The 21106-nt window shown below is 40.5% G+C and carries 24 protein-coding genes; 11 read left to right on the top strand and 13 right to left on the bottom strand.

Annotated features, from left to right (window positions below):
* Positions 1-13: 13 nt before the first annotated feature.
* Positions 14-346 carry a hypothetical protein gene (locus FRX45_RS01250; protein ID WP_152266570.1) on the bottom strand — a complete coding sequence of 111 codons (333 nt, stop codon included), beginning with the start codon at positions 344-346 and terminating at the stop codon, positions 14-16.
* A 211-nt stretch (positions 347-557) separates the two neighbouring features.
* On the opposite strand from FRX45_RS01250, the gene FRX45_RS01245 reads away from it, so the two are divergent.
* The 3 genes from FRX45_RS01245 (at position 558) to FRX45_RS01235 (ending at position 2717) form a co-directional block, all read left to right on the top strand.
* A complete protein-coding gene (locus tag FRX45_RS01245) occupies positions 558-2021 on the top strand; it encodes an MFS transporter (RefSeq protein WP_152266569.1) in 1464 nt (487 codons plus the stop codon).
* Between the two features lie 143 nt (positions 2022-2164).
* Positions 2165-2350: a hypothetical protein gene (locus tag FRX45_RS01240; protein WP_152266568.1), complete on the top strand. Its 186-nt coding sequence runs from the start codon at positions 2165-2167 to the stop codon at positions 2348-2350.
* 175 nt (positions 2351-2525) lie between these two features.
* Positions 2526-2717 carry a hypothetical protein gene (locus FRX45_RS01235; RefSeq protein ID WP_152266567.1) on the top strand — a complete coding sequence of 64 codons (192 nt, stop codon included), beginning with the start codon at positions 2526-2528 and terminating at the stop codon, positions 2715-2717.
* Between the two features lie 43 nt (positions 2718-2760).
* Here FRX45_RS01235 and FRX45_RS01230 read toward each other — a convergent pair whose 3' ends face one another.
* On the bottom strand, positions 2761-3177 hold the full coding sequence (locus tag FRX45_RS01230) for a hypothetical protein (protein ID WP_152266566.1): 417 nt from the start codon (positions 3175-3177) through the stop codon (positions 2761-2763).
* Between the two features lie 228 nt (positions 3178-3405).
* On the opposite strand from FRX45_RS01230, the gene FRX45_RS01225 reads away from it, so the two are divergent.
* From FRX45_RS01225 to FRX45_RS01215, 3 genes are all read left to right on the top strand, one after another.
* Positions 3406-3816: a hypothetical protein gene (locus FRX45_RS01225; protein ID WP_152266565.1), complete on the top strand. Its 411-nt coding sequence runs from the start codon at positions 3406-3408 to the stop codon at positions 3814-3816.
* A gap of 18 nt (positions 3817-3834) precedes the next feature.
* Positions 3835-5313: an alpha-amylase gene (locus FRX45_RS01220; RefSeq protein WP_152266564.1), complete on the top strand. Its 1479-nt coding sequence runs from the start codon at positions 3835-3837 to the stop codon at positions 5311-5313.
* A gap of 265 nt (positions 5314-5578) precedes the next feature.
* The gene (locus tag FRX45_RS01215) at positions 5579-7774 is read left to right on the top strand and encodes a catalase (protein ID WP_152266563.1); all 2196 of its coding nucleotides are present in this window, start codon (positions 5579-5581) and stop codon (positions 7772-7774) included.
* Positions 7775-7924: 150 nt separating this feature from the next.
* Here FRX45_RS01215 and FRX45_RS01210 read toward each other — a convergent pair whose 3' ends face one another.
* A complete protein-coding gene (locus tag FRX45_RS01210; protein WP_152266562.1) occupies positions 7925-9562 on the bottom strand; it encodes a sensor histidine kinase in 1638 nt (545 codons plus the stop codon).
* Positions 9563-9755: 193 nt separating this feature from the next.
* Between FRX45_RS01210 and FRX45_RS01205 the strand changes: the two genes are divergently transcribed.
* On the top strand, positions 9756-10496 hold the full coding sequence (locus FRX45_RS01205) for a DUF72 domain-containing protein (protein ID WP_152266561.1): 741 nt from the start codon (positions 9756-9758) through the stop codon (positions 10494-10496).
* A gap of 15 nt (positions 10497-10511) precedes the next feature.
* Here the strand turns inward: FRX45_RS01205 and FRX45_RS01200 are convergent, their stop codons facing one another.
* The 7 genes from FRX45_RS01200 to FRX45_RS01170 all read right to left on the bottom strand — a co-directional run bounded on the left by FRX45_RS01200 (position 10512) and on the right by FRX45_RS01170 (position 14531).
* Positions 10512-10745 carry a hypothetical protein gene (locus tag FRX45_RS01200; RefSeq protein ID WP_152266560.1) on the bottom strand — a complete coding sequence of 78 codons (234 nt, stop codon included), beginning with the start codon at positions 10743-10745 and terminating at the stop codon, positions 10512-10514.
* Positions 10746-11376: 631 nt separating this feature from the next.
* Positions 11377-11616: a DUF6496 domain-containing protein gene (locus tag FRX45_RS01195; RefSeq protein ID WP_152266559.1), complete on the bottom strand. Its 240-nt coding sequence runs from the start codon at positions 11614-11616 to the stop codon at positions 11377-11379.
* Positions 11617-11634: 18 nt separating this feature from the next.
* The gene (locus FRX45_RS01190) at positions 11635-12078 is read right to left on the bottom strand and encodes an SET domain-containing protein (protein WP_152266558.1); all 444 of its coding nucleotides are present in this window, start codon (positions 12076-12078) and stop codon (positions 11635-11637) included.
* 83 nt (positions 12079-12161) lie between these two features.
* Entirely contained in the window at positions 12162-12365 is a 204-nt protein-coding gene (locus tag FRX45_RS01185; RefSeq protein WP_226804830.1) for a Rieske 2Fe-2S domain-containing protein, read from the bottom strand.
* Between the two features lie 73 nt (positions 12366-12438).
* Positions 12439-12726: a hypothetical protein gene (locus tag FRX45_RS01180; RefSeq protein ID WP_152266556.1), complete on the bottom strand. Its 288-nt coding sequence runs from the start codon at positions 12724-12726 to the stop codon at positions 12439-12441.
* A 203-nt stretch (positions 12727-12929) separates the two neighbouring features.
* A complete protein-coding gene (locus FRX45_RS01175) occupies positions 12930-13508 on the bottom strand; it encodes a YciE/YciF ferroxidase family protein (protein WP_152266555.1) in 579 nt (192 codons plus the stop codon).
* Positions 13509-13793: 285 nt separating this feature from the next.
* The gene (locus tag FRX45_RS01170; RefSeq protein ID WP_152266554.1) at positions 13794-14531 is read right to left on the bottom strand and encodes a DNA-formamidopyrimidine glycosylase family protein; all 738 of its coding nucleotides are present in this window, start codon (positions 14529-14531) and stop codon (positions 13794-13796) included.
* A gap of 129 nt (positions 14532-14660) precedes the next feature.
* Between FRX45_RS01170 and FRX45_RS01165 the strand changes: the two genes are divergently transcribed.
* Complete coding sequence (locus tag FRX45_RS01165; protein WP_152266553.1) at positions 14661-15143, top strand: CinA family protein; 483 nt, start codon at positions 14661-14663, stop codon at positions 15141-15143.
* Positions 15144-15547: 404 nt separating this feature from the next.
* On the opposite strand, the gene FRX45_RS01160 is transcribed toward FRX45_RS01165, so the two are convergent.
* Entirely contained in the window at positions 15548-17905 is a 2358-nt protein-coding gene (locus FRX45_RS01160) for a CehA/McbA family metallohydrolase (RefSeq protein WP_193311543.1), read from the bottom strand.
* Positions 17906-17926: 21 nt separating this feature from the next.
* Positions 17927-18082, bottom strand: a complete 156-nt coding sequence (locus tag FRX45_RS23115) for a hypothetical protein (RefSeq protein WP_193311542.1) — start codon at positions 18080-18082, stop codon at positions 17927-17929.
* Positions 18083-18121: 39 nt separating this feature from the next.
* Between FRX45_RS23115 and FRX45_RS01155 the strand changes: the two genes are divergently transcribed.
* Together FRX45_RS01155 and FRX45_RS01150 are read left to right on the top strand one after the other, a co-directional pair.
* A complete protein-coding gene (locus FRX45_RS01155; RefSeq protein ID WP_152266552.1) occupies positions 18122-18520 on the top strand; it encodes a nuclear transport factor 2 family protein in 399 nt (132 codons plus the stop codon).
* Positions 18521-18697: 177 nt separating this feature from the next.
* On the top strand, positions 18698-18916 hold the full coding sequence (locus FRX45_RS01150) for a hypothetical protein (RefSeq protein WP_152266551.1): 219 nt from the start codon (positions 18698-18700) through the stop codon (positions 18914-18916).
* 47 nt (positions 18917-18963) lie between these two features.
* On the opposite strand, the gene FRX45_RS01145 is transcribed toward FRX45_RS01150, so the two are convergent.
* Positions 18964-19830: a hypothetical protein gene (locus tag FRX45_RS01145; RefSeq protein ID WP_152266550.1), complete on the bottom strand. Its 867-nt coding sequence runs from the start codon at positions 19828-19830 to the stop codon at positions 18964-18966.
* A 38-nt stretch (positions 19831-19868) separates the two neighbouring features.
* Here FRX45_RS01145 and FRX45_RS01140 point away from each other — a divergent pair, with 38 nt between their 5' ends.
* Positions 19869-21098 (top strand): DUF3667 domain-containing protein, encoded by a 1230-nt coding sequence (locus FRX45_RS01140; RefSeq protein WP_193311541.1) that lies wholly within the window; start codon positions 19869-19871, stop codon positions 21096-21098.
* The last annotated feature ends 8 nt before the right edge of the window (positions 21099-21106 follow it).

Genomic DNA, 21106 nt, shown 5'->3' with positions numbered 1-21106 from the left:
TGACGGTTCAGAGCTAAAACAATTCCTGGTAAGCTTTTTCTCCCTGGTTCTTCTCAAATTCATCTATCGCCTTTTTTATAGCGCGTGAAATGTCTCTTTCACTTTCTGCAGAAACGGATTCGCCATTTTTTCGGGCGCCTTTAAGCCATTCCCCTTTTCTTTTTGTTTTGAAAACGAGAAATTCATTTTTGTCTGAAAGCCCTTCCACAATTACGGTATAGGCGATTATTCTCTCTTTGTTCTTGTATTTAAAAAAAAGAAACTTAAAAGGCCGTCTTATTCCAACACGTTTATTAATAACGTGGCCAAGCTTTTTGCTGGGAAGGCTGATATTAAAGGGTTGCATCTGCAGGGTTTGTAACTGCTAAATTATAATCATTTTTTCTGCTGATAAAATTTTGAGAAAACAAAAACGACCAGTTAACAAAATTCTATTCAGCAAACAACAGTAGACCTTATTTCTGACAGAAGGAACTGATCATCTGCTATTTTGCGATTACCGGGCACCTTAATGGTATAATCATTGCTTTATTACTATTACCGGTTATCACTTTTGCATGGATCTGAAGCCTAAAATCATACTTTCCCAACAAGAAATAAACAAGGGATTAAATCTGGTGATCGTTGAAGGGATGACGACAGAAGCGATGATTGTATTTACACAGGGCACCTTTCTTATTGCCTTGGCCCTGCTGACAGGGGCCTCAAATTTTCAGATTGGCTTGTTATCATCTCTTCCCATTTTTACCAATGTTTTTCAACTGGCATCCATCTGGCTGGTGCGGAAATTTAATAACCGGAGGGCGATAAGTATTGTATGCAGCTTACTGGCGCGTATACCGTTAATTATAACAGGATGCATTGTGCTTTTTGCCGGCTCCGCAAAATTGATAAACCTGCTATTATTCTTTCTTTTCTTTTATTATACGTTCGCCTCTGTTTCAGGCCCCACCTGGAATGCCTGGATGAAAGACCTTGTTCCTGAAAATAAATTAGGCGCTTTTTTTTCCCGTCGCGGCCGTAATTCACAAATTTTAAATGTAACGCTGAGCATTATTCTTGCATTAACGGTTGATTATGTAAAGCATTACTTTCCGCGTTTTGAGCTGAATATGTACGGCATCATGTATATAGCCGGCGGAATTACAGGCATAGCAGGCGTATTTTTGCTTGCCAGAACGCCTGAACCACATTCGCATCTTTCACAGGAAAACATTTTTAAATTATTAAAGAGGCCGCTCACCAACAATAATTTTGTAAAGCTGCTTGTATTTAATTCGGCCTGGGTCTTTGCTATAAATATGGCTATTCCTTTTTTTACGGTTTTTATGATGAAAAACCTGGGATTACCGCTTTCATATATTATTAGTTTAACCATCCTGGGGCAGGTATTCAGCATATTAACCATACGTATATGGGGGAAATTTGCCGACCGTTACAGCAATAAAACCATGATTGGTATAGGTGCTCCTTTATACATTATATGTATAGTAGGGTGGTGCTTTGCGGGTGTTTATACGCACCTGTATGCCAATATAATATTACTTGCTATTATTCATATTTTAATGGGCATTTCCACGGCAGGTATTAATGTGGCGCTTATCAATATTGGCTTAAAACTGGCGCCTAAAGAGGACGCCATTGTTTATTTATCGGCCAAAAACATCATCGTTTCCCTGTTTTCTTTTTTAGCCCCGCTTACCGGTGGAATACTGGCGGATTATTTCAGCACACGCCACCTGAATGTTATTGGCCAATGGAAAGGACCGGGGCTCGACAAAACCTTTCATTTATTATTGCTCAATGAATGGAATTTTTTGTTTCTGATTGGCGCACTGCTTGCCTTAATTGCAGTTCAGCTATTACCCCGTGTAAAAGAAGCAGGCGAAGTGCAAAAAGATATCGTGGTAAAAATTATGCGTACAAGTATAAGAAGTAATATAAAGGAAAATTTTATTATTGGCAGTCTGCTTAGCTGGCATTCACTGTTGAAAGACAAAATAAGAAAGAAGCTGTTTTGAGGAATTTAATGCCCAATTTGTGCTTTTGAGAAAACTTATCACAAAATACATCTAATATAAGCCTAACGATGTTTTTTAATTATGGCTCTGGCAACATTCTTGATTGGTAGAGATGTATATTTTTTAAACTCAAAAATTGGATTATGAAAAAGCTAATATTAATAATTGGTGCAGCGCTTTTTATGTTCGCATGCAACAACGCGGGTGATAACAGTAATTTGTCTTCGGATAGCTTACAAAATAACTATGAGAATAACGATTCTATGACGAATAATGCTGATACAACAAACATGCAACAGGATACCAGTATTCAGCAGCCGAATCAATAAAATAGTAAACGTTATACAAACTGATCGCTAACCCGGTCATACCTGTTAAATTAACCAGGCATTATGCTGTTTAATAGCAATCGTCAGGAATCAATTGATTCCTGACGATTTTTTTTCTAACAAATGCTATGGCATATGCTTTGATGCGCTTATGATTAACCTTAATTATCCTATTATGGAAAAAGTCTTAAAAAAAAGAAGCCATGGACCAAGGTTATCTTCTCCCAAAGTTGTAAGACTTTATCCCGGGAAGAAAACGTTGTATGTTAAAAATTCAAAACCTCCTTCAACGAACCCTTTTCCAATTGTACAGATGCCCCCGCAACCGGAAGCTTATTTAAAAGCCAATGAATTTGATTTTTTATAAATATAGCACAGGATGAAAATATTCGCTGTATTGCATCTTTAATTCAAGCTTGTGCAGCTTGTTGCTTAAGCTTCTTTTCCACTACCTGCCTTCTCCTGTTCCATCTGCCAAGTGGTTCGCGGAGAAATAAGGGATTTCCCTTTTTATCGGAAAGCCCGGTTGAGCGAAGAATGGCTTTGCTGAGTTGTGTAATTTTTTTGTTGCCGGCGTGCTTGGAAGAATAATATAAATTTTGAAATGCTTTAATGCCGGCATTAATAACAGCCAGTTCTTTTTTATATTCTTTTTCTTTTCTGAAAATAATCAGCAGCCGGTTATAGGGTAATGCATTGGAAGGGCTATTTTTGATGGACTGCCGGTAAAGAGCGATCGCTTTTTGCAGATCGCCGTCTTTTTCCATTTGCATAGCCTGTTGCTGCCATCCATCACCAGCATCAGTATTACTGTGAATGATTTTCATCTTCAATTATATATTTAAGAAAGAGGATTAAAAAACGTGCCATCCGTTATTTACCGCCGGACGCAGTGGTTTTCAGTACAGGCATTATTATTCCCAAGGCATTCCCAACCTGTGGAAATAATTCCATTCGGCGGTAAAAGCCGTACCCATATTTGTTAGATTGCAAAAATATCTTAGGCATCGCACCCGGCTTTTGAGCAACGGCTTAAAAATTGTGATGGATTGGTTATGGGTATAAGTAAATATTACAGGGAAGGAAATATTGTGGGTTGTATAGATGCGGACAATGAACCGGTCATTTTTAAAATATGCCAGGTATCCGGTGAATGGGTGCGAGGGGTAAATTATTTTACCAATAACGATTTTATAGCAACTGTGCCTGCGCTTATCCCGGTAGAATTAACGGAGGATATACTTTTATTGTGCGGTTTTCAATTTGAGCAGAGAAACAAGGGAAAATATTATGCAAAATTTTGTCATTTTTCAAACGGGCAATACGATGGAATAGATGCCTATACGGATACAGCATCCGTAAAAATTACAAAGCATGACAGGTTTGTTGACTTCTTTTCAACCCTGCATTCTTTTCAAAACACCTATCGCTCCATGACGGGAAAAGAACTTGAATTTTATTTATAGCCAAAGATCATTTTGTATATGAACAATCCTACTATTTTCCAGTTTTTTCACTGGTACTATTCTCCCGAAGGCAATTTATGGAAACATGGCAAAGAAGAAGCTGCCAGGCTTGCTTCCCTGGGCGTTACAGATGTATGGCTTCCTCCGGCTTATAAATCGGCAAAGGGCATTGAAGAACCGGGGTACGCCGTTTATGACTTGTACGATCTGGGAGAGTTTGATCAAAAAGGAACGGTTCGTACCCGCTATGGCACTAAAGCAGAATATCTTGCCTGTATAAAAGCATTCCATGAAAACCAAATCAATGTACTGGCAGATATTGTACTGAATCATAAGCTGGGAGGGGATGAAAAAGAACAGGTCCCCGTTAAAAAGGTAAATGAGGAAAACAGAACAGAAATCATCAGTGAAGAGCGCCATGTTGAAGCATATACCCGTTTTACTTTTCCCGGCAGAAATAAGCAGTATTCCGATTTTATATGGGACTGGCACAGTTTTACCGGTATTAATGAAACCGGAAGCATTGAACTTATCATAAATGAATATGGAAATGGCAACTGGGAAGATGTGATGGAAGAGGAATTCAGCAACTACGATTACCTGATGGGAAACGATATTGAATTTCGCAACCCTCATGTAAGGGAAGAACTGAAAAAGTGGGGCGTTTGGTATACAGAAACTACAGGAGTGGATGGTTTCAGATTAGATGCTGTAAAACATATAAATCCTGATTTTTTCCCCGAATGGCTTGAATACCTCAAAACACATTTTCAAAAAAGCTTTTTTTGTATAGGTGAATACTGGAAAAGCGATGTACAGGCGCTGTTAAAATATATAGATGCAACCAGGGGAATGATCCAATTGTTTGATGTTCCCCTGCACTTTAATTTTTATAATGCTTCGATGCAGGGCGAAAATTTTGATCTGCGAACGATTTTTGATAACACCCTGATAAAAGAAAAACCTGAACTGGCTATCAGCTTTGTTGATAATCACGATACACAACCATTGCAATCGCTGCAATCCACAGTAGATTTTTGGTTCAAGCCGCTGGCTTATGCGCTCATCTTATTAAGAGCGCAGGGCATTCCCTGCGTATTTTATCCTGCACTTTATGAAGCGAAATATTCAGAGATGAAAGACAATAACAAAGTATACGTGGAACTAAATAAGGTGGATGCCGTGGAAAACATGATGAAAGTACGCAAGGACCTCGCCTATGGTACACAGCGCGATTTTTTTGATGATCCCAATACAATTGGCTGGACAAGAGAAGGCATAGATGAAAAGGGCGGCAGCGGATGCGCCGTATTGCTTAGCAATGCCGGAGAGGGATCGAAAACCATGTTGTTGGGTGCGCGGCATGCAAATAAAATTTTTATGGACTGCTGTGGCGGAAGATCAGAAAAAGTGAAACTGAATGATGCCGGGGAAGGAGAATTTTTTGTTAACGGACGATCCGTATCCGTGTGGATACCGGAAGAACAACAAGCGTAAAGCCACTGTAGAAATATTTCCCCCGGCCGGTTAACAGACAGCAGGTTAAAAAATTATTTTTTTAAATAGCGGAATAAACAAACTTGTTTGGGTAATGCAGGCTTGATGCATCTTTAAACACCTTATTGCTTTTAAACAGCGAACTGCTTCCCAGTCCGATTTAGTTGTTATGCAAGCATGGCCTTTGTTTTGAGGAATAGTATGTATTGTTTACCTGACAAGTTTCTTCGCATTCATATTTTTTATCCACTTATAACTTTTGTATATGCCTGTAAAAAAAGGAAAGACTCCGTTAAAAGGGAGTGAAGCAGCAAACCGGAAAACTGAAATAACAAATGAAAAGTTGGATAGCATGGAGCAGCACAAAGAAGCCGGCACCGACCAGTTTTTAACCACTAACCAGGGGTTAAAGATCAATGATGATCAAAATTCATTGAAGGCTGGCGACAGGGGCGCTACCCTGCTGGAAGATTTTATTTTCAGGGAAAAGATCACCCATTTTGATCATGAGCGGATACCTGAAAGAATTGTGCATGCCAGGGGGAGTGGGGCGCATGGCGTATTTAAAGTGTATAAATCTATGGCTACCTACACGAAAGCCAGCTTTCTTAATGATCCTTCAATGGAAACGCCTGTGTTCGTTCGGTTTTCTACAGTGGCCGGGTTTCGTGGCTCAACAGACCTGGCAAGAGATGTTAGAGGATTTGCAGTAAAATTTTATACACAGGAAGGTAATTTTGACCTGGTGGGTAATAATATGCCTATCTTTTTTATACAGGATGCTATAAAATTTCCCGACCTGGTTCATGCGGTTAAGCCCGAACCGCATAATGAAATACCACAGGCCGCCTCTGCTCATGATACATTCTGGGATTTTATTTCTTTAATGCCCGAATCAACCCACATGATCATGTGGCTGATGAGCGATAGGGCAATACCACGGAGCTTAAGGATGATGGAAGGTTTTGGCGTACATACCTTCCGCTTTGTTAATGAAAAAAACGAGGCCTGCTTTGTGAAATTCCATTGGAAGCCATTGCTGGGCGTTCATTCGGTAGCGTGGGATGAGGCGCAGCAGATTTCGGGGAAGGATCCCGATTTTCACCGCCGCGATTTGTGGGAAGCCATAGAGAACGGCGCTTTTCCGGAATGGGAACTGGGTGTGCAGATTGTGCCCGAAAAAGATGAGCATAAATTTGAATTCGACCTGCTTGATGCCACCAAAATTATACCCGAAGAATTGGTTCCGGTGCAAAGGATCGGGAAAATGACCCTGAACCGCAATCCCGATAATTTTTTCGCGGAAACCGAGCAGGTTGCTTTTCACGTAGGACATATTGTACCGGGTATTGATTTCACCAACGATCCTTTAATGCAGGGCCGTTTATTTTCTTATACCGACACACAACTGATCCGTTTGGGCGGCCCTAATTTTCATGAAATACCCATTAACCGCTCCATTGGTACAGTGCACAATAATCAGCGTGACGGCTATATGCGTCAGCAGATCAATAAGGGTAGGGTGAGCTATCATCCCAATTCACTGGGGGGTGGTTGCCCTTTCCAGGCAAAAATGGCGGAAGGCGGTTTTGCTTCCTACGCAGAAAAAATAGATGCGAAAAAAGTAAGAGAAAGAAGCAGGAGCTTTTTTGATCATTTCAGCCAGGCTACCTTATTCTATAACAGCCAGTCGGAACCTGAAAAAAATCATATTATTGATGCTTTATCATTTGAATTAGGCAAATGCGAAGTAGAAGCCATTCGCCAGCGCATGGTGAATATATTAGGCGAAGTAGATAAGGGATTAGCCGCAAGTGTGGCCTATAACCTGGGACTGAGTGTGCTAAAACCCGAAAAGCCCATTAATAAAAGCATACCTGCAGATGGTGTTGAAAAAAACTTTGAGCCATTGAAAGTAAAAAGCAGTTTGTTGAAATCGGAAGCGCTGAGCATGGCAAATACCAAAAAAGATTCTATACGCACCAGAAATATAGCCATACTCGCCGCTGACGGTGTAGACGAAAACGCTGTGACAGTTATGCAAAAAGCATTATTGGCCGAAGGCGCAATGACGGATATTATCGCCCCTAAACTGGGCACTATTACAGCGGAGAGTAAAGCCGTGATCAGGGTTAATCAAAGCCTGCTTACAGCCGCTTCTGTTATGTATGATGCGGTATATGTGCCAGGTGGAACCAATAGTGTTGCTACACTTGCCGGCGAACCCGATGCGGTTCATTTTTTAAACCAGGCTTTTAAGCATTGCAAAGCCATAGCTGCCCATGCCGGAGCAACCCAGGTATTGGAAGCCACTTATTTTGGTAAAAAACTCAGTCCTAAAATACAGGAAGAAGGTTTACTGGTTAACAAAGATGTTAAGGCCCTCGCTAAAGATTTTATTGCGGCCATTGCAAAGCACCGGTTCTGGGAAAGGGAAAAACCACGGAAGGTTCCTGCGTGATAGCCTGCTGAATCCAGGGTAATCTTAAAAATATCCTGGATGCCGGGATCGTCATCAGCAACCAGTATTCTATTGCCATGTATGGCTTGGCTTATATCAAACAATATACCGGTAAAATTCGCCTCACTGCTTACTCAAAAGCGGGTATTTTTATTCGTGGTGATCTTTTGAGATTGATAAGGAGACATAAAATGTCGAACCTTTTCCCTTTTCAGAGGTTACCCATATTTTACCATTTTGACGACGCACGATTTCCGAAGCGATATACAGTCCGAGGCCCAGTCCCGAAAAAGTATTAATCACAGGTTCTGCCACCCTGAAAAAGCGTTCAAACACCAGGTTTAAATGTTCTTTTTCGATGCCCACTCCAAAATCCTGAACAGATATCACAACATTTTTCTTTTCCATTGTGGTCCTTACAATCACCTCACTGGCTTTGGGGGAGTATTTAATGGCGTTACCAAGCAGGTTACTCAATACCTGTCCTGTACGGTACCGGTCGCCTTTCATCAGCACGGAGTGATCTAATTGAGTTATAATAGTATGCTGCTGTGTGGTTCTTTGCAGCTCTTCCGTTAATTCTGCAATCAGTTCATTAAGGTCGTAGCTTTCTTCCCTGAACTTAAGCTGGTTGCCTTCAATACGGTTAAAATCCAGCAGGTCTACAATGAGTGTGGTAAGCCGGTCAACCTGCATGTTCATCTTGCCAACCAACTCTGCCGATTTTGTATCGCCGCTTTTTTTAAACAATGCCTCCAGTATCTGCGAATAGGCTTTAATGCTGGTAACCGGTGTTTTTAATTCATGACTGGCTACACCAATAAAATCATCTTTTTGCTTCTCCAGTATTTTCCTTTCTGTTATATCCCTGTAATTTGCGATAATGCCATTGATCTTATTATTGTTCAAAAAACTTCGGAAAATAGCATCAATAGTGCGGTAGCTGCCATTTTTATGCCGGAGGCGGAACTCACCGCATACATTTTCGTCCGGGTTAGAAGATGCCTTTTTTAATAAGCCCAGTTTATGTTCCCTGTCGTCCGGGTGTACAATCATATCCAATTTAATATTTCGTCCCACCCGCTCATCTGGTTTATAACCCAATACCGCCTCTATTGCCGGGCTTTCATACAAAACGGTGCCATCCTCGGCAAAAACAGTAATGATATCTGAGGAATTTTGCACCAGCAGCCTGAAACGTTCTTCATTTTCAATTAATTTTTCTTCCATTTCCCTGCGCAAAGTAAGATCCTGCGCAGCAAGGATAATCATGGAATCCCGCACATTTTTAAGTATGAATTTAAATCCATTCATCAGCAGGGTCTTACGTCCCACACCACTGAAATTTTGGGTAATCTCCAACTCATTAAAACGAATATTTTTGGTTTGCAATAATTTTAATTTCTGGCGTAGTTCGGGCATATCCCACTGCCCGTCACATAATTCATGCAGGTATAAGCCTTCTGTTTTGCCGGGAACTAATTTGAATGTCTCGTAAAAACTTTTATTGGCATTTTTTATTTTTAAACCGGCTGTCATTATCAGCATTGGGTCATTCAAACTTTCTATGATCAATTTTGGATAATCCCATGCTTCTTTCAATTCTTCATTTCTTTTATTTGATTTTTTATTAATTGCTTTATGTTTTTTATTGGTTGTTCCTGGTTCTTTTTTAGATGTTTTTGAGGCAGGAACAAGAGATTGTTTGGAAGCCTGTTTTGTAAGTATCTGCACTGATTTTTTTTCAGAATGAAGCATTTGCTTTTCCGGAACTCTTTTTTTTGTCATAGATCATCTTTCAGCTTGTTTCAAGCGAAACACAAGTTACAGAAATATGTACCACTATACAGCAAATTGACACAGTGGTTTTGTTTTTTTATTCGTATTCGCCAGGCCGTTTGTAAAAGAGAATAATCCCGCGGGTTTTAGCTGCTGCGCCTGCACTGTACTATTGGATATATTTTTGATGTATACATAAAATATGAACGCAATAAAATGGCATATCGGGTGCTCCGGCTTTCATTACCGGGAATGGAAAAGCAATTTTTACCCGGAAGATCTTCCTCAAAAAAAGTGGTTTGAATTTTATAGCACGCAATTCAATACTCTCGAACTGAATGTTACGTTTTATCGTTTCCCGCAATTATCAATATTGGAGCGCTGGCACAGGCAAAGTCCGCCAAACTTTTGCTTTGCCGTAAAAGCTCCGAGACTAATTACCCATTATAAGCAGTTTAATGGGTGCAAAAGCCTCATAGATGATTTTTACGATACAGTACAGAAAGGGTTAAAAGAAAAGCTGGGTGTGGTATTATTCCAGCTTCCGCCTTCTTTTACTTATAGCATTGAACGGCTGGAACACATTGTTCAAAACCTCCGTTCCGGAGCACATAATGTAGTAGAATTTCGCAATGCCGGTTGGTGGAGGCAGGAAGTATATGAAACGCTGAAAGCAAATAATATAATTTTCAGCGGCATCAGTTATCCGGCACTTCCCGCTATGGTGGTGGTGAACCATACCATTGTATATTACCGGTTTCATGGAGTGCCCGAATTATATCATTCCGCCTATACACACCCGGTTTTAAAGGAAATGGCTGACAGCCTGTTGAAAAATAAAAAAGTAAAAGAAGTATTCCTGTATTTTAACAATACGGCTTCCGTGGCTGCCATTGAAAATGCAATGTGGATTAAAGCGTATATAAATAGCAATAGCCTTTAGGGTTAAAGTCTGCCGCTAATTTTTGATGGATTGTATAGCCCTTCCGGCCGCTTGTGATAATTCTGTTGGTTCAGCGCTGTAATAATCAACCCACACTACCCCGCCATCCTTTAAAGGCATTGCTTTAATAGTAAATATCTTATCGGGTATTGAAATATCATAACTGATGCCCCCATCTTTTTCAAAAGGCGTTGCTGTTGCTGCATATTCCTTCGCGTTGAGCTTAAAGCTGAATTTAAATGAGAGCATATAAATATCTTTAAGCTTAAAAATAAAACTCAATGGAGTTCCTGAATTCTCATTGCATACTAAAATACAAAATCTGAAATTAATATTACAATTCATTCCGTTTTTTCCCGAACCAAAATGCACCCGCCAGATATTTAGGCTAATTAATATTTGAGGTGCTATACCCCTTTTAATTTCAGATAATGTAAAAACCAAGAGGCGTAGCCTCGGCTCAGTTTTGTAACAACAGACTTCAGTCCGTTGCCTAATGAAGATACTAAAGGACAGAGAGCCGTAAGCTCAATTCATTTGCTAAAATGTTTATTTTGCAGTACATCTATGATGTAAACTTACCGGAGAAAGATTTGAAAATCAGGAAGAACATCACCGGATTATAACTTTCAGAGAAATATGTAGAATTACTGAAAGAATTTAATATTATTTATGATTCCTTACAGGTATCTAAATTTTCTATTTGGGGGTAAACCAATTGAAAGCAGTAATATGGAAGCGCTTTGCAAAGAAGCAGGGGCGGATGAACTGCTGAAAAAGCCTTTCGGTATTGCTGAATTGGAACAGATGATAGAGAAGGTAAAATCATAAAGCCACCAGGTCATAAAGGGAAACGCATTGTGTCTTCGTATCTTTGTGGCTATTTTGCTTTTTTTGTTGTAGCTTTTTTGCCCGCCGTTTTTTTTGCGCTGCTTTTTTTGGCTGTCTTCTTTTCAGGCACTTTAGCGCCTTCTTTACGTGCTTCAGAAAGCCCTATAGCAATGGCCTGTTTACGGCTCGTTACTTTTTTTCCGGTCCTGCCGCTTTTTAATTTCCCCTCTTTTTTTTCATGCATGGCCTTTTCAACTTTATCCTGCGCTTTTTTTGAATACTTTGCCATATAAAATAGTTTTATTTATTATTTATGCTGATTAGCCTCCCGTTCTTTTTGTTTATCAATTTGCTTGTTTTCCTTCATGGTTTGCCAGTATGATTTTCCATAATCAACGAGTATTTCTTCACCTGGTTTTATATCCCGGGTGGCTTTAATGTATACCCGTTTTTTTACAGTGGCATACACGGCATTGTTGCGTAAACCCCTGATCTTTCCAACACCCTTTGCATCATTAGCATATCTGGCCAGTGCTTTCTTGTAGGGCAAAGCGTTAATAACATGATCGCGGTTTACATACATAATATAGGCATTGTCCGCTTCTCTTTCTTTTACTTCATTCCACGTTGTTACACGGCCTTTATATTCAATAATATGAGTTCCGGCAGGAATGAAGGATCTGGTAAATAATCCTTTGCCAGCTTGTGGCAGGGTCGAATTCTTTATAACCAATTTTATATCGTTCATCATATACAATAACCTGCTTCAGCTTTATTTTATCGTTTACATGCTTTCCAAAGGTCATACATACCCGGCAACGGCAGACATAAACTTTAGCGTTCAATAAGAAATTCCACACCAACAGGTTCAAGATCCCTGTCTGCTGGTCCATTCAGCACTTTACCTGTATAATGGTACCTGGCGCCATGGCAGGGACAATCCCATGACTTTTCGGCGTTGTTCCATTTTACTTCACAGCCAAGATGTGTACAGGAGGGATTTACACCGAAAAGTTTGCCTTCCTCATTTTTATACAATCCTATTTTGATTTCAAATTATATAAGCAACTGCATTGCTATTTAGTTTAAGCAAGGCTGATCTTGTTCATGTTCATTTGTGTTGAAGCCGTTCCTGTTCCTCCTGCAGATATTTTTTAAGCCAGCGTATAAGATTAGCTCTGAAATAAAGGCAACCTTTGTCACTGCTTCCCCAACGATAAAACCGGCCATCAGGCTCAGTAAATAAGTTGTGCGGCTGATCCCCAAATTGCGGAAAAGGGTTTGGTGGTTTAAAGGTGACAGCATACTTAATTTGTCCTTTATCTTCAAAAGTGCGCATGCAGGAGGCTTCATATTGATTGTATTCCCATTCAAATAAAAAGGTAAACCGGCCAGACATAACAACCATTTTTGATGTTTCCTCTTAGCAAACTTTCTACAGCTAATGTCAATAGAAAAGCCGCAATTTGCAGTTGTTACACGCATCCGTTACACATCCAAACTGATCTGCAAAACTGCGGCTTCACATCACATACACAATAAATCCGTAGGCTGGATGGCTGATAAATTATTGGTTTACGTATGCAATGCTGCATTTTCTGCTTATTCTTCTTCTTCACCTTCCTGCTCTGCTTCCCAATTGATATCATTTTCGGCTATTTCCGTAAGCAACACATCCGTCTGCTTTTCTTCTTCCAGCGTTTGATGCAAAATACCGGCTACATCCTCCAAACCCATAGTACGGGCAAGCTGGGTTAAGCCTCCGTAAGCCGCAATTTCATAGTGCTCTACTTTTTGAGCCGAAATAATAATGCCCACATCTCTTGTCATGCTGCCATCTTCCGTTTCTTCAATAACAGTTTCGCCTTCTTTTACCAGGCCCTCCATGGCTTCGCATTTTTTTGCCTGGGCCTTTTTACCAAGCATTTCAAATACCTCTTCCAAACGGCTTACGTGCTCCTGTGTTTGAGCTAAATGCTCTTCAATAGCATCCTGCAATTGTTCGGTGGTAGCTGCTTTCTTCATTTTAGGTAATGCTTTGGTCAAATGTTTTTCGGCCCAGTAAATATCCTTCAGGGCATCCATGAAAAACTTTTCCAGTTGTGTATTGTTCATTATGGCAGAGGCATTGGCCCCGTCTGCTTTTTGCTTGCGTGCCGGCGCTTTTTTTGTGTTTGGCATAATCGTGAATTTAAAAATGTAATGAATTGTTGAATAGATTGTCTCAAAGTGATTTACAAATGATGTGCCATCGAAAAAAAATGGCTTCAATAATCATATTCACTCCTGTTTTGTTTAATTAAAAGAAATTGTTGTAATGATGCGATTATAATTGGAGGAAAATATTACACAGTTTGTGTAATGGGGAAAGCTGACTCATGATAAAGTGGAAGGCCGGCAGATCCGGGGTAGCTTTATTCTTTAAAATTACGGCATGCCGGATGACTGCTGTACCTGAATTTTAAATTAATGATACTTTACCTGGCAGTTCTCACAAAAAAAGCTTCTTCTGTGGGTTTTACCGCAATGTTTTTTGATGAAGGGAAGATTACACCGGGGGCATATTTTTTTGGTATGCGCCAGCCAGTGTTTTTTTAATTCAAATGCTTTTTTCCATTTTAGAAAATCAAAACTGTAATTACGCGCTTCCGTTATGAGCTCCGTTATTTTGCGGGGTGGAATTTTGCCGAGCATTGTTTCGGGATGAAGCCTTATACGGTACAGCACTTCATTTTTTATAATATTACCCACTCCCGAAAATACCTGCTGATCAAGCAAAGCATCGCATACCATTGTTTCCGGCATTGATTTTAATTTTTTTCTTGCCCGGGCGGCATTCCATACATCACTGAGCACATCGGCTTCCCAGTCATACAACGCATCCAGGTCGCCCTCAATAACGCTTACAGAACAGGTATAGAAATAGACGGACCCATTGGAAAAGACAAGACCCAGCCTACGGCTTTTATCGGGTTTGGTTTGCTCATTTATACTGTATGAACCAAACAGCAGGAAATGAACGCGGATAGTAATGTTTTCAAGGCAAATAAAGATCTGCTTACCCCAACTCCTGATATCCTGTATCTTTTGACCTGCAAAGGAACCAATATCAATCCTGGCATTCCCGCAAGCCATTTTTATCTTTTTACCTTTAAATTGCTGCACCGCTTCCTTAAAAATAACAATACTGGGTCCTTCCGGCATTACCTGTGTTTAATGGTATACCATTCAAATTATAAGCCACAGGTAAAAGTAAAGCGTTAAAGCTCTAAAGTCACGGCACACATCTTGTATATGCATCATTAAGGCAGTATAACCAATAAATTAATTTGCATGGATCTTTTTCCTGGTGGTTATCTCAATAATATAAGCAGTTTTTTACTGGAGCGGAATGAAACGATTGCCGTAGCCGAAAGTGTAACTTCCGGGTTAATGCAGGTGGCTTTTTCTTCAGCGGAAGGATCCATTGGATTTTACCAGGGAGGTATTACAGCCTATAATATTGCGCAAAAGTACAAGCACCTTAATGTGGAGCCCATTCATGCCCTGGCCTGCAATTGTGTATCGGAGAAAGTTGCCATAGAAATGGCTTTACACGTTTGCCCGCTTTTTAGCAGCGACTGGGGGATTGGGATTACCGGCTATGCTACACCCGTGCCCGAATCCGGTAATGAAGTGTTTGCCTGGTATGCCATTGCTTTTAAAGGTGAAATTAAAAGAACAGAAAAGCTTTCACCTCAGAAAGACGAATCATTTAATCTCCAGCTTTTCTATTGTAAGGAAGTATTAAAAACATTGTCGGAAACCATTACCTGAAAGCAATGTATTGAAGCAAAAAAAATGTGTGATAAAATCATGTTGAACCAGTCATTTCAAATAAGTATATGAAAAATATTTTTGTACTTTCGGTATTATCGTTGCCGGGGTTTTCCTGTATGAAAACAGGTGCTATGAGTGTAAGGACACTGCGGGTAATATCAAAGAAAAGGGTTGCGATAAACCGGCAGATGAAATTGTAACATACGGCCAAGCCCAGGGTTGGGAATGCGAAATTTTACCGGATTGATTTTTTTTAACAGGCGACAAGGGAAATGGAATTACCTGACAACCACTATTAATATTTCTAAATCAGCAACTATTTTTGCCTTATGAAAAATAATAATTATCTATTTGATTGCGAGCTTAAAAATTTAGCATAATAATTAGAGCAATGGTTTAACTCAATTTTTTGATGCTCCTGTTTCCTTTACAATATTTTCATACACTTTGCGCGCCCTGTCGTAAGCTGCCCTGGCCGAAGGTTTTTCTTTTGGCCTGATGTTGGGTTCCTTTTTTTCCCAGCACTGATCCAGTGCCTGTATACACCATTCTGCACTTTTTGCTTCGGCTACCGGCTTTTCGTTTACAATAATAAAAATGGGATTGGTATGAGCACTGGCATATATCCTCAATGCCACCCATACGGAGCGGGTTATGCGGCTGGCGAAACTCACCCTGTTGATTTGCCCATCGGCGCTTATTTCAGTGGTGTCAACAGCCCGGCCGTTAACAACCAGCTCAACCCGCACTTTGCGTGATTTACCAATCCTTGCTCTCTCAATATGCCAGTAAGGCGTTTCGGTAAAAGGTCTTTTTTCAATGCCGGTAAATAGCGAAGGCTGTTGTTCGGGGAGCCAGGCAGCAACATCTGCTGTAATATTTATCATTTGTTGCTGCTTAAGCGAAACTTCGTTGTTTTTCGCTTCAACTCCATCCACTTTAAAATTTATAATGTGTGATCCGCCCTCCGATACATAGTTGTTCCCCTTTTTTATGGCTTCCACGAAATTGTCATAATTAACTGTTTCTTTTCCTGCTTTAAAATAAGTACGTGCCTGCCCAATCCGTTCATCGGTAATACACGGAAAATCAGTTTCGCCACTCAATGGTATTTTAAATCCGCAATTAAGGGTATGATACCACATGTTCAATTCCCAGGGCAGAGGTGTATCGCCGGCGCTATAAAAATCTACGGCATTAAGAGCGGCTGTTACAATGTATTCATTGGCTCCTATATAATCCATCTTTGGCACAATATAATTAGGCAATTCACTGGTTGGCTGCATAGGCGCTAAACCCCAGCCGGAATGGGCGTACCCTGCAACAGCACCCTGCAACCTGGCCCAGGTGAGCACAGGCAATGTCCAGCTTGGCCACTCTTCTATTTGAGTGGTACCGGGATAGTCATCTTCCTTAAGCCCCAGCAGTACAAGGTGTCCGGCATGCGATGAGGGGAAACCGGATACTTCCACATCATAACGCATAATGTTTTTTTGGGTAGAAAGCGGATCATCTTTTCCGGTAAAGAAAGATTTTTGATGGTACCAACTTGGGCCCCATGTAAGTACCGAAGCTACATTCAGGTCTTCTCCCAGCGCCTGCCGCCACATGTCTGCAGGCCGAACACCTTCTTCAGGACTGTCGTAATGACTGCAGCCCGCTGCATGCACATGATGGTCGGCGCTGTACCATCCCAGCCGTGACATATTTATCCACCGCCTGAGTGTAAAAGACAACTTCATCCTGTCCACGCCCTGTGGAACAACAACGGTTTTTGTTTGCGGAATATATTCCGGCCCCCTTGTATAAGTGATATGATATTTACCCGGGGGCAGTTGCACATGCTCGCCATTTTTCCGGTAAATCTGCGGCTGAAAGAAAAAATCCGGGTACTCGTCATACGCTGCAACCCTTCTTGAAGGCAATGGATAAACTCCAGATAGCTTTCCGGGGCTGCGGTTAATGCTGTCCGTTATAACAAAGGAAGCCATAACCGGCATCCCGTCCTCATCTTTTACATCGAATATAACGGTTACCGCAGGGCTAATCTCAAAAAGGATACTGATGGTATTGCGAAACCCGATATCCTGCGAACCCTGCCCGGCATTAAACCCCAGCTCCACTTCACGCAGTCCGGCATCTTTACTGTATAGTTGAACAACAGCGTATTCTAATTGCAATCCTGAAAGATGCGGCAATAAAGGCCGGTTGCGATACATTTGTATATCCATGAAGCGATTGGCCACTTCTCCGGCCGTAATCACATTTTCAGGCAATACGCGCGAATCAAACGAGAAACTATGTTGCGGTTTTAACGCATTAGGGCTTTGCACTTCTATTTGTGATGTGGCGCCAGCTTCATTGTACACTTTTATAAGAAAGCTCGTCCAGCCACCCTGCATTAATTTTGCTTTTGCCAATCCGCTCTCTGCTTTTACTCTTCCTTCGGGATTAATATGTACAGCAGCGAGGCAGTAGGGATCCAGGATGTCCTGTACCTGCTTAATGATATCCGGAGTGTGCGGCTGATGCTGCAATGCTTCCAAACGTTTTTCATCGGTGGCCGACAATGAACTGCCTAAAAAAGATAAGGCTTCCTTTAAGCGCAATGCCTGTGCAAGAAAGGGTTGAGCCGCTATACCGCTTTGCGGACTTTGCCTGCCCGGAATGGTTTGCCCGTGGTGCTGGGCGAAAACAAATGCCGGAATGCAAAAACAAAGACTTGCGGTTAAACAAAATAATCTTCCTGTTATTGCCATGGCGTTTTATTTGAAGCAAAATTAAAAACAAAAGAAGCGATAGTTGAGCATATCTGCAAGCCTGCCCATTTTTCCACCGGCAAACAATATAAGGTTAAAAGGCTTAAACTGATAATTACCATTAGTCTTTTTTTTAATAAGTTTGTATTGTTTCTTTACCCAGAAAAACTGGTACATATAATGCGGTAGAATAATCATGAATAATACACTATTCTTATGCCAACAGTAGACAACTTAATTGAAAAGCAATTGATGGCTATTGAGCGGAAATTATGGACCAATGACCCCGTTTTGTATAAAAACAACCTGCTGAAAGGAGCGCTTCTCGTTTTTGGTGAAACGGGGGTAATAACAAGAGATTTTGCCGTGGATGCTATAAAAACTGAAAATGCGGAAAACAGGAAATGGGCTGAAGTTGAATTCGGTGCTATTCATTGTGTGAAACTGACAGAAGACGTTGCGTTACTTACTTATACAGTTTCATCGCGGTGGAATTATGAAAGCACCGCTGTTACGGCACTTGCCAGTAGTGCCTATGTAAAACATGGTCCCGACTGGAAGCTGGCTTTTCACCAGCAAACGCCAATTCCGGTTCATCAAAAAAACAACAGTTGAAAGAATTTTGTTGGGAAATGATATGGATGGACCCGGAATCAGCAGCGGAAGGAACAAATACAGTTGCGGAACAGACACAAGTGCAATAAATTGTAAATACAGGATTGGTATCAGTGTTGGAAACGTATTGAATTATCCTGTAAAATTTTATTCGTAACTTTTGTAAAATCGTTTGGTATGAGTTCCGCATTTGTAAAAGAAGATGATGAACAATGGCTCCATGATGTGGGCCCCGGTATACATGCATTGATTTTATACCTTACCAAGGAAAACAATGGGGTAAGAGTGTACGAAAAGAAAACATATACAGATGCAGCCTCCGGCAAAGATGTACACCTTATGAGCAATGGGTTGAGTTATGCAAAGGATGAAGAAAGCAAATGGTATATATTTTAATGCATCCATTTTACAATGTGGCATTCGAGAGGAGGCTGGAATGCCACTTATTTGTTTTTAAAAGTATATTGGTATTCAATTTTACCTACCAGGCTTTTTTGTTTGTTAAAACAAAGCTCCCTCGTCTTCAATCCATTTTCAGCATATTCATATCTCCAGGTAAGATAATCGCTTCCTCCCTGCTGAACAGCTATCATTTGTGCAAGCCGTCCTTCATCATTGTATTCGAATATATAATCTGGCAGCAGTTTGCCCAGCCTGTTATTGTACCGCACAACATCAGACAAACGATGGAGGGTATCGTAATAATAATATATCTTTTCGTTTGAAATATTATGCCGCCAGCTTTCTTCTTCTGTTACATTGCCCTGCTCATCACAAACAAATTGTACAATAGTGGTATCTGTGCCGTTTTTGATACGAAACATATTTTTGGGGCAGTTATTATCGTATCTCCATTCATGGGTTTCTTTTTGCTGAATTTTACTGGTAAAGCCTTCCGATACATTGGTGGCAGCCAATAGCCTGCCTGTACTATCGTAGCTATATTCATATTTGTTTACCGATTCTTTGCTGCTGTCAACCGAGCGGTATAACTGTCCCTTGAAATTGTAAAAGGCTGTTGATGATGACATTCCGGTAAGGCCTGATTGGGTAAATGTTTTAATTTGAGTGTAACTGTCATTGGAGGTTATGTCGCAAATAAAATCTTCGGATAGCTGTCCGTTGGCTTCATAGCTAAGCAATTTTATACTGACCACGCTGTTTTTTTTGTATAGCTGCCGCTGTTGTTGATTTTGAGCGGTTAGCACGATGTCGTGATAATAATATTGGCTAAAACCCTGCTGACCCGATAGTATGACTATATTTAATAATGCAAGACTGCGTAGAAACGGGAATAAGTGAAGCTTCATAGCTGGCAAAAGTATTATTTTTATCAAAATTTAGGACGGTGTCTCATTTTAAAGAAAGAAAAGAGAAAATTTGTTTGAATTGCGGGGCAGAAGTACAAGGAAGGTATTGTGGTGTATGCGGACAGGAAAATATTGAGCCTCAGGAATCGGCATGGCACCTGGTAACACATTTTTTTAATGATATCACGCATTTCGACGGGAAATTTTTTAGTACGGTTAAATACCTGTTGCTAAAACCCGGGTTTCTTACTGCTGAATATGTTCGGGGCAGAAGAGCCAGGTATTTACACCCAATACGAATGTATGTGTTTACTTCCGCTTTCTTTTTTCTTATTTATTTTTCTTTTATCAGCGGTCGCGGTACTGTTACTGAAAGTGGAAAGGGGTTACAGGAAACCTTAACAAATCAGCAGAACGAACTGCAAACATTGCAGGGCATGTTAACGGCAACGGATGATACCAGTGTAAAAACTGCTATTCAAAAAAGCATGGTCAAATATGAACACCGGATAAGGTTGCTTACCGATAGTTTGAAAAAAGAGAGCGTTCAAAATGAAGAAAATATCAGGCAGGCAGCAGATGCAGCGGACTCTGTTATAACCATCGTTCCCTTCGCCCCCTCCGTTAGATCAAAAATTGACGCTGCCCGGAAAATCAGTAAATCTGACAGTACCAGCAAAGGCAAAGTAGTGATAAATGATAAGGAATTTTTTGACTTTACATTTTACAAAGACGAGGCTACTTATAAAGCCGTGCAGGACGAACTGCCGGCAGAGCGGAAAGACGGCAGGATAGAAAGAGCTGCAAAATTAAAACTGCTCCACTGGCACAATGAAGAAAAAAAAGAAAGCGGCAAATTTTTCAATACCATAATGGAAAAGTTTAAACATTTCTTTCCCACCATGTTGTTCATTTCTCTGCCCCTGTTTGCATTTTTTTTAAAGCTATTATACGTACGGCGAAAATCGTTTTATTATGCCGGCCATGGCATATTTTCCATTCATGCGTACTGCGCGGTCTTTATATTGCTGTTGCTGTATTATATGCTGGATGGGATTCAGATGCAACTGCACTGGTGGTTTTTTTCCCTGATGAAGACAATTGTTGTTTTATATATGATTTATTATGTGTATAAAGCTATGCGTAATTTTTACGGGCAGGGGAGGTTAAAAACGCTGCTCAAATATTTATTATTAAGCTGGATGACTTTTATAGTGATGACTTTTCTGATTGTCATTTTCTTTATCATATCAGCTTACAAAGTGTAAAACAATAT

Source organism: Agriterribacter humi (assembly GCF_009192765.1).
In the GTDB taxonomy this organism is placed as follows: domain Bacteria; phylum Bacteroidota; class Bacteroidia; order Chitinophagales; family Chitinophagaceae; genus Agriterribacter; species Agriterribacter humi.
The sequence above is the reverse complement of the archived record's forward strand: the minus strand, read 5'-3'. Positions and strand labels throughout refer to the sequence as shown.

Excerpts from the sequence above, each read along its gene's own strand:
- FRX45_RS01250 (WP_152266570.1), bottom strand. The coding sequence starts at position 346 with ATGCAACCCTTTAATATCAGCCTTCCCAGCAAAAAGCTTGGCCACGTT.
- FRX45_RS01245 (WP_152266569.1), top strand. The coding sequence starts at position 558 with ATGGATCTGAAGCCTAAAATCATACTTTCCCAACAAGAAATAAACAAG.
- FRX45_RS01240 (WP_152266568.1), top strand. The coding sequence starts at position 2,165 with ATGAAAAAGCTAATATTAATAATTGGTGCAGCGCTTTTTATGTTCGCA.
- FRX45_RS01235 (WP_152266567.1), top strand. The coding sequence starts at position 2,526 with ATGGAAAAAGTCTTAAAAAAAAGAAGCCATGGACCAAGGTTATCTTCT.
- FRX45_RS01230 (WP_152266566.1), bottom strand. The coding sequence starts at position 3,177 with ATGAAAATCATTCACAGTAATACTGATGCTGGTGATGGATGGCAGCAA.
- FRX45_RS01225 (WP_152266565.1), top strand. The coding sequence starts at position 3,406 with ATGGGTATAAGTAAATATTACAGGGAAGGAAATATTGTGGGTTGTATA.
- FRX45_RS01220 (WP_152266564.1), top strand. The coding sequence starts at position 3,835 with ATGAACAATCCTACTATTTTCCAGTTTTTTCACTGGTACTATTCTCCC.
- FRX45_RS01215 (WP_152266563.1), top strand. The coding sequence starts at position 5,579 with ATGCCTGTAAAAAAAGGAAAGACTCCGTTAAAAGGGAGTGAAGCAGCA.
- FRX45_RS01210 (WP_152266562.1), bottom strand. The coding sequence starts at position 9,562 with ATGACAAAAAAAAGAGTTCCGGAAAAGCAAATGCTTCATTCTGAAAAA.
- FRX45_RS01205 (WP_152266561.1), top strand. The coding sequence starts at position 9,756 with ATGAACGCAATAAAATGGCATATCGGGTGCTCCGGCTTTCATTACCGG.
- FRX45_RS01200 (WP_152266560.1), bottom strand. The coding sequence starts at position 10,745 with ATGCTCTCATTTAAATTCAGCTTTAAGCTCAACGCGAAGGAATATGCA.
- FRX45_RS01195 (WP_152266559.1), bottom strand. The coding sequence starts at position 11,616 with ATGGCAAAGTATTCAAAAAAAGCGCAGGATAAAGTTGAAAAGGCCATG.
- FRX45_RS01190 (WP_152266558.1), bottom strand. The coding sequence starts at position 12,078 with ATGATGAACGATATAAAATTGGTTATAAAGAATTCGACCCTGCCACAA.
- FRX45_RS01180 (WP_152266556.1), bottom strand. The coding sequence starts at position 12,726 with ATGTCTGGCCGGTTTACCTTTTTATTTGAATGGGAATACAATCAATAT.
- FRX45_RS01175 (WP_152266555.1), bottom strand. The coding sequence starts at position 13,508 with ATGCCAAACACAAAAAAAGCGCCGGCACGCAAGCAAAAAGCAGACGGG.
- FRX45_RS01170 (WP_152266554.1), bottom strand. The coding sequence starts at position 14,531 with ATGCCGGAAGGACCCAGTATTGTTATTTTTAAGGAAGCGGTGCAGCAA.
- FRX45_RS01165 (WP_152266553.1), top strand. The coding sequence starts at position 14,661 with ATGGATCTTTTTCCTGGTGGTTATCTCAATAATATAAGCAGTTTTTTA.
- FRX45_RS01160 (WP_193311543.1), bottom strand. The coding sequence starts at position 17,905 with ATGGCAATAACAGGAAGATTATTTTGTTTAACCGCAAGTCTTTGTTTT.
- FRX45_RS23115 (WP_193311542.1), bottom strand. The coding sequence starts at position 18,082 with ATGTACCAGTTTTTCTGGGTAAAGAAACAATACAAACTTATTAAAAAA.
- FRX45_RS01155 (WP_152266552.1), top strand. The coding sequence starts at position 18,122 with ATGCCAACAGTAGACAACTTAATTGAAAAGCAATTGATGGCTATTGAG.
- FRX45_RS01150 (WP_152266551.1), top strand. The coding sequence starts at position 18,698 with ATGAGTTCCGCATTTGTAAAAGAAGATGATGAACAATGGCTCCATGAT.
- FRX45_RS01145 (WP_152266550.1), bottom strand. The coding sequence starts at position 19,830 with ATGAAGCTTCACTTATTCCCGTTTCTACGCAGTCTTGCATTATTAAAT.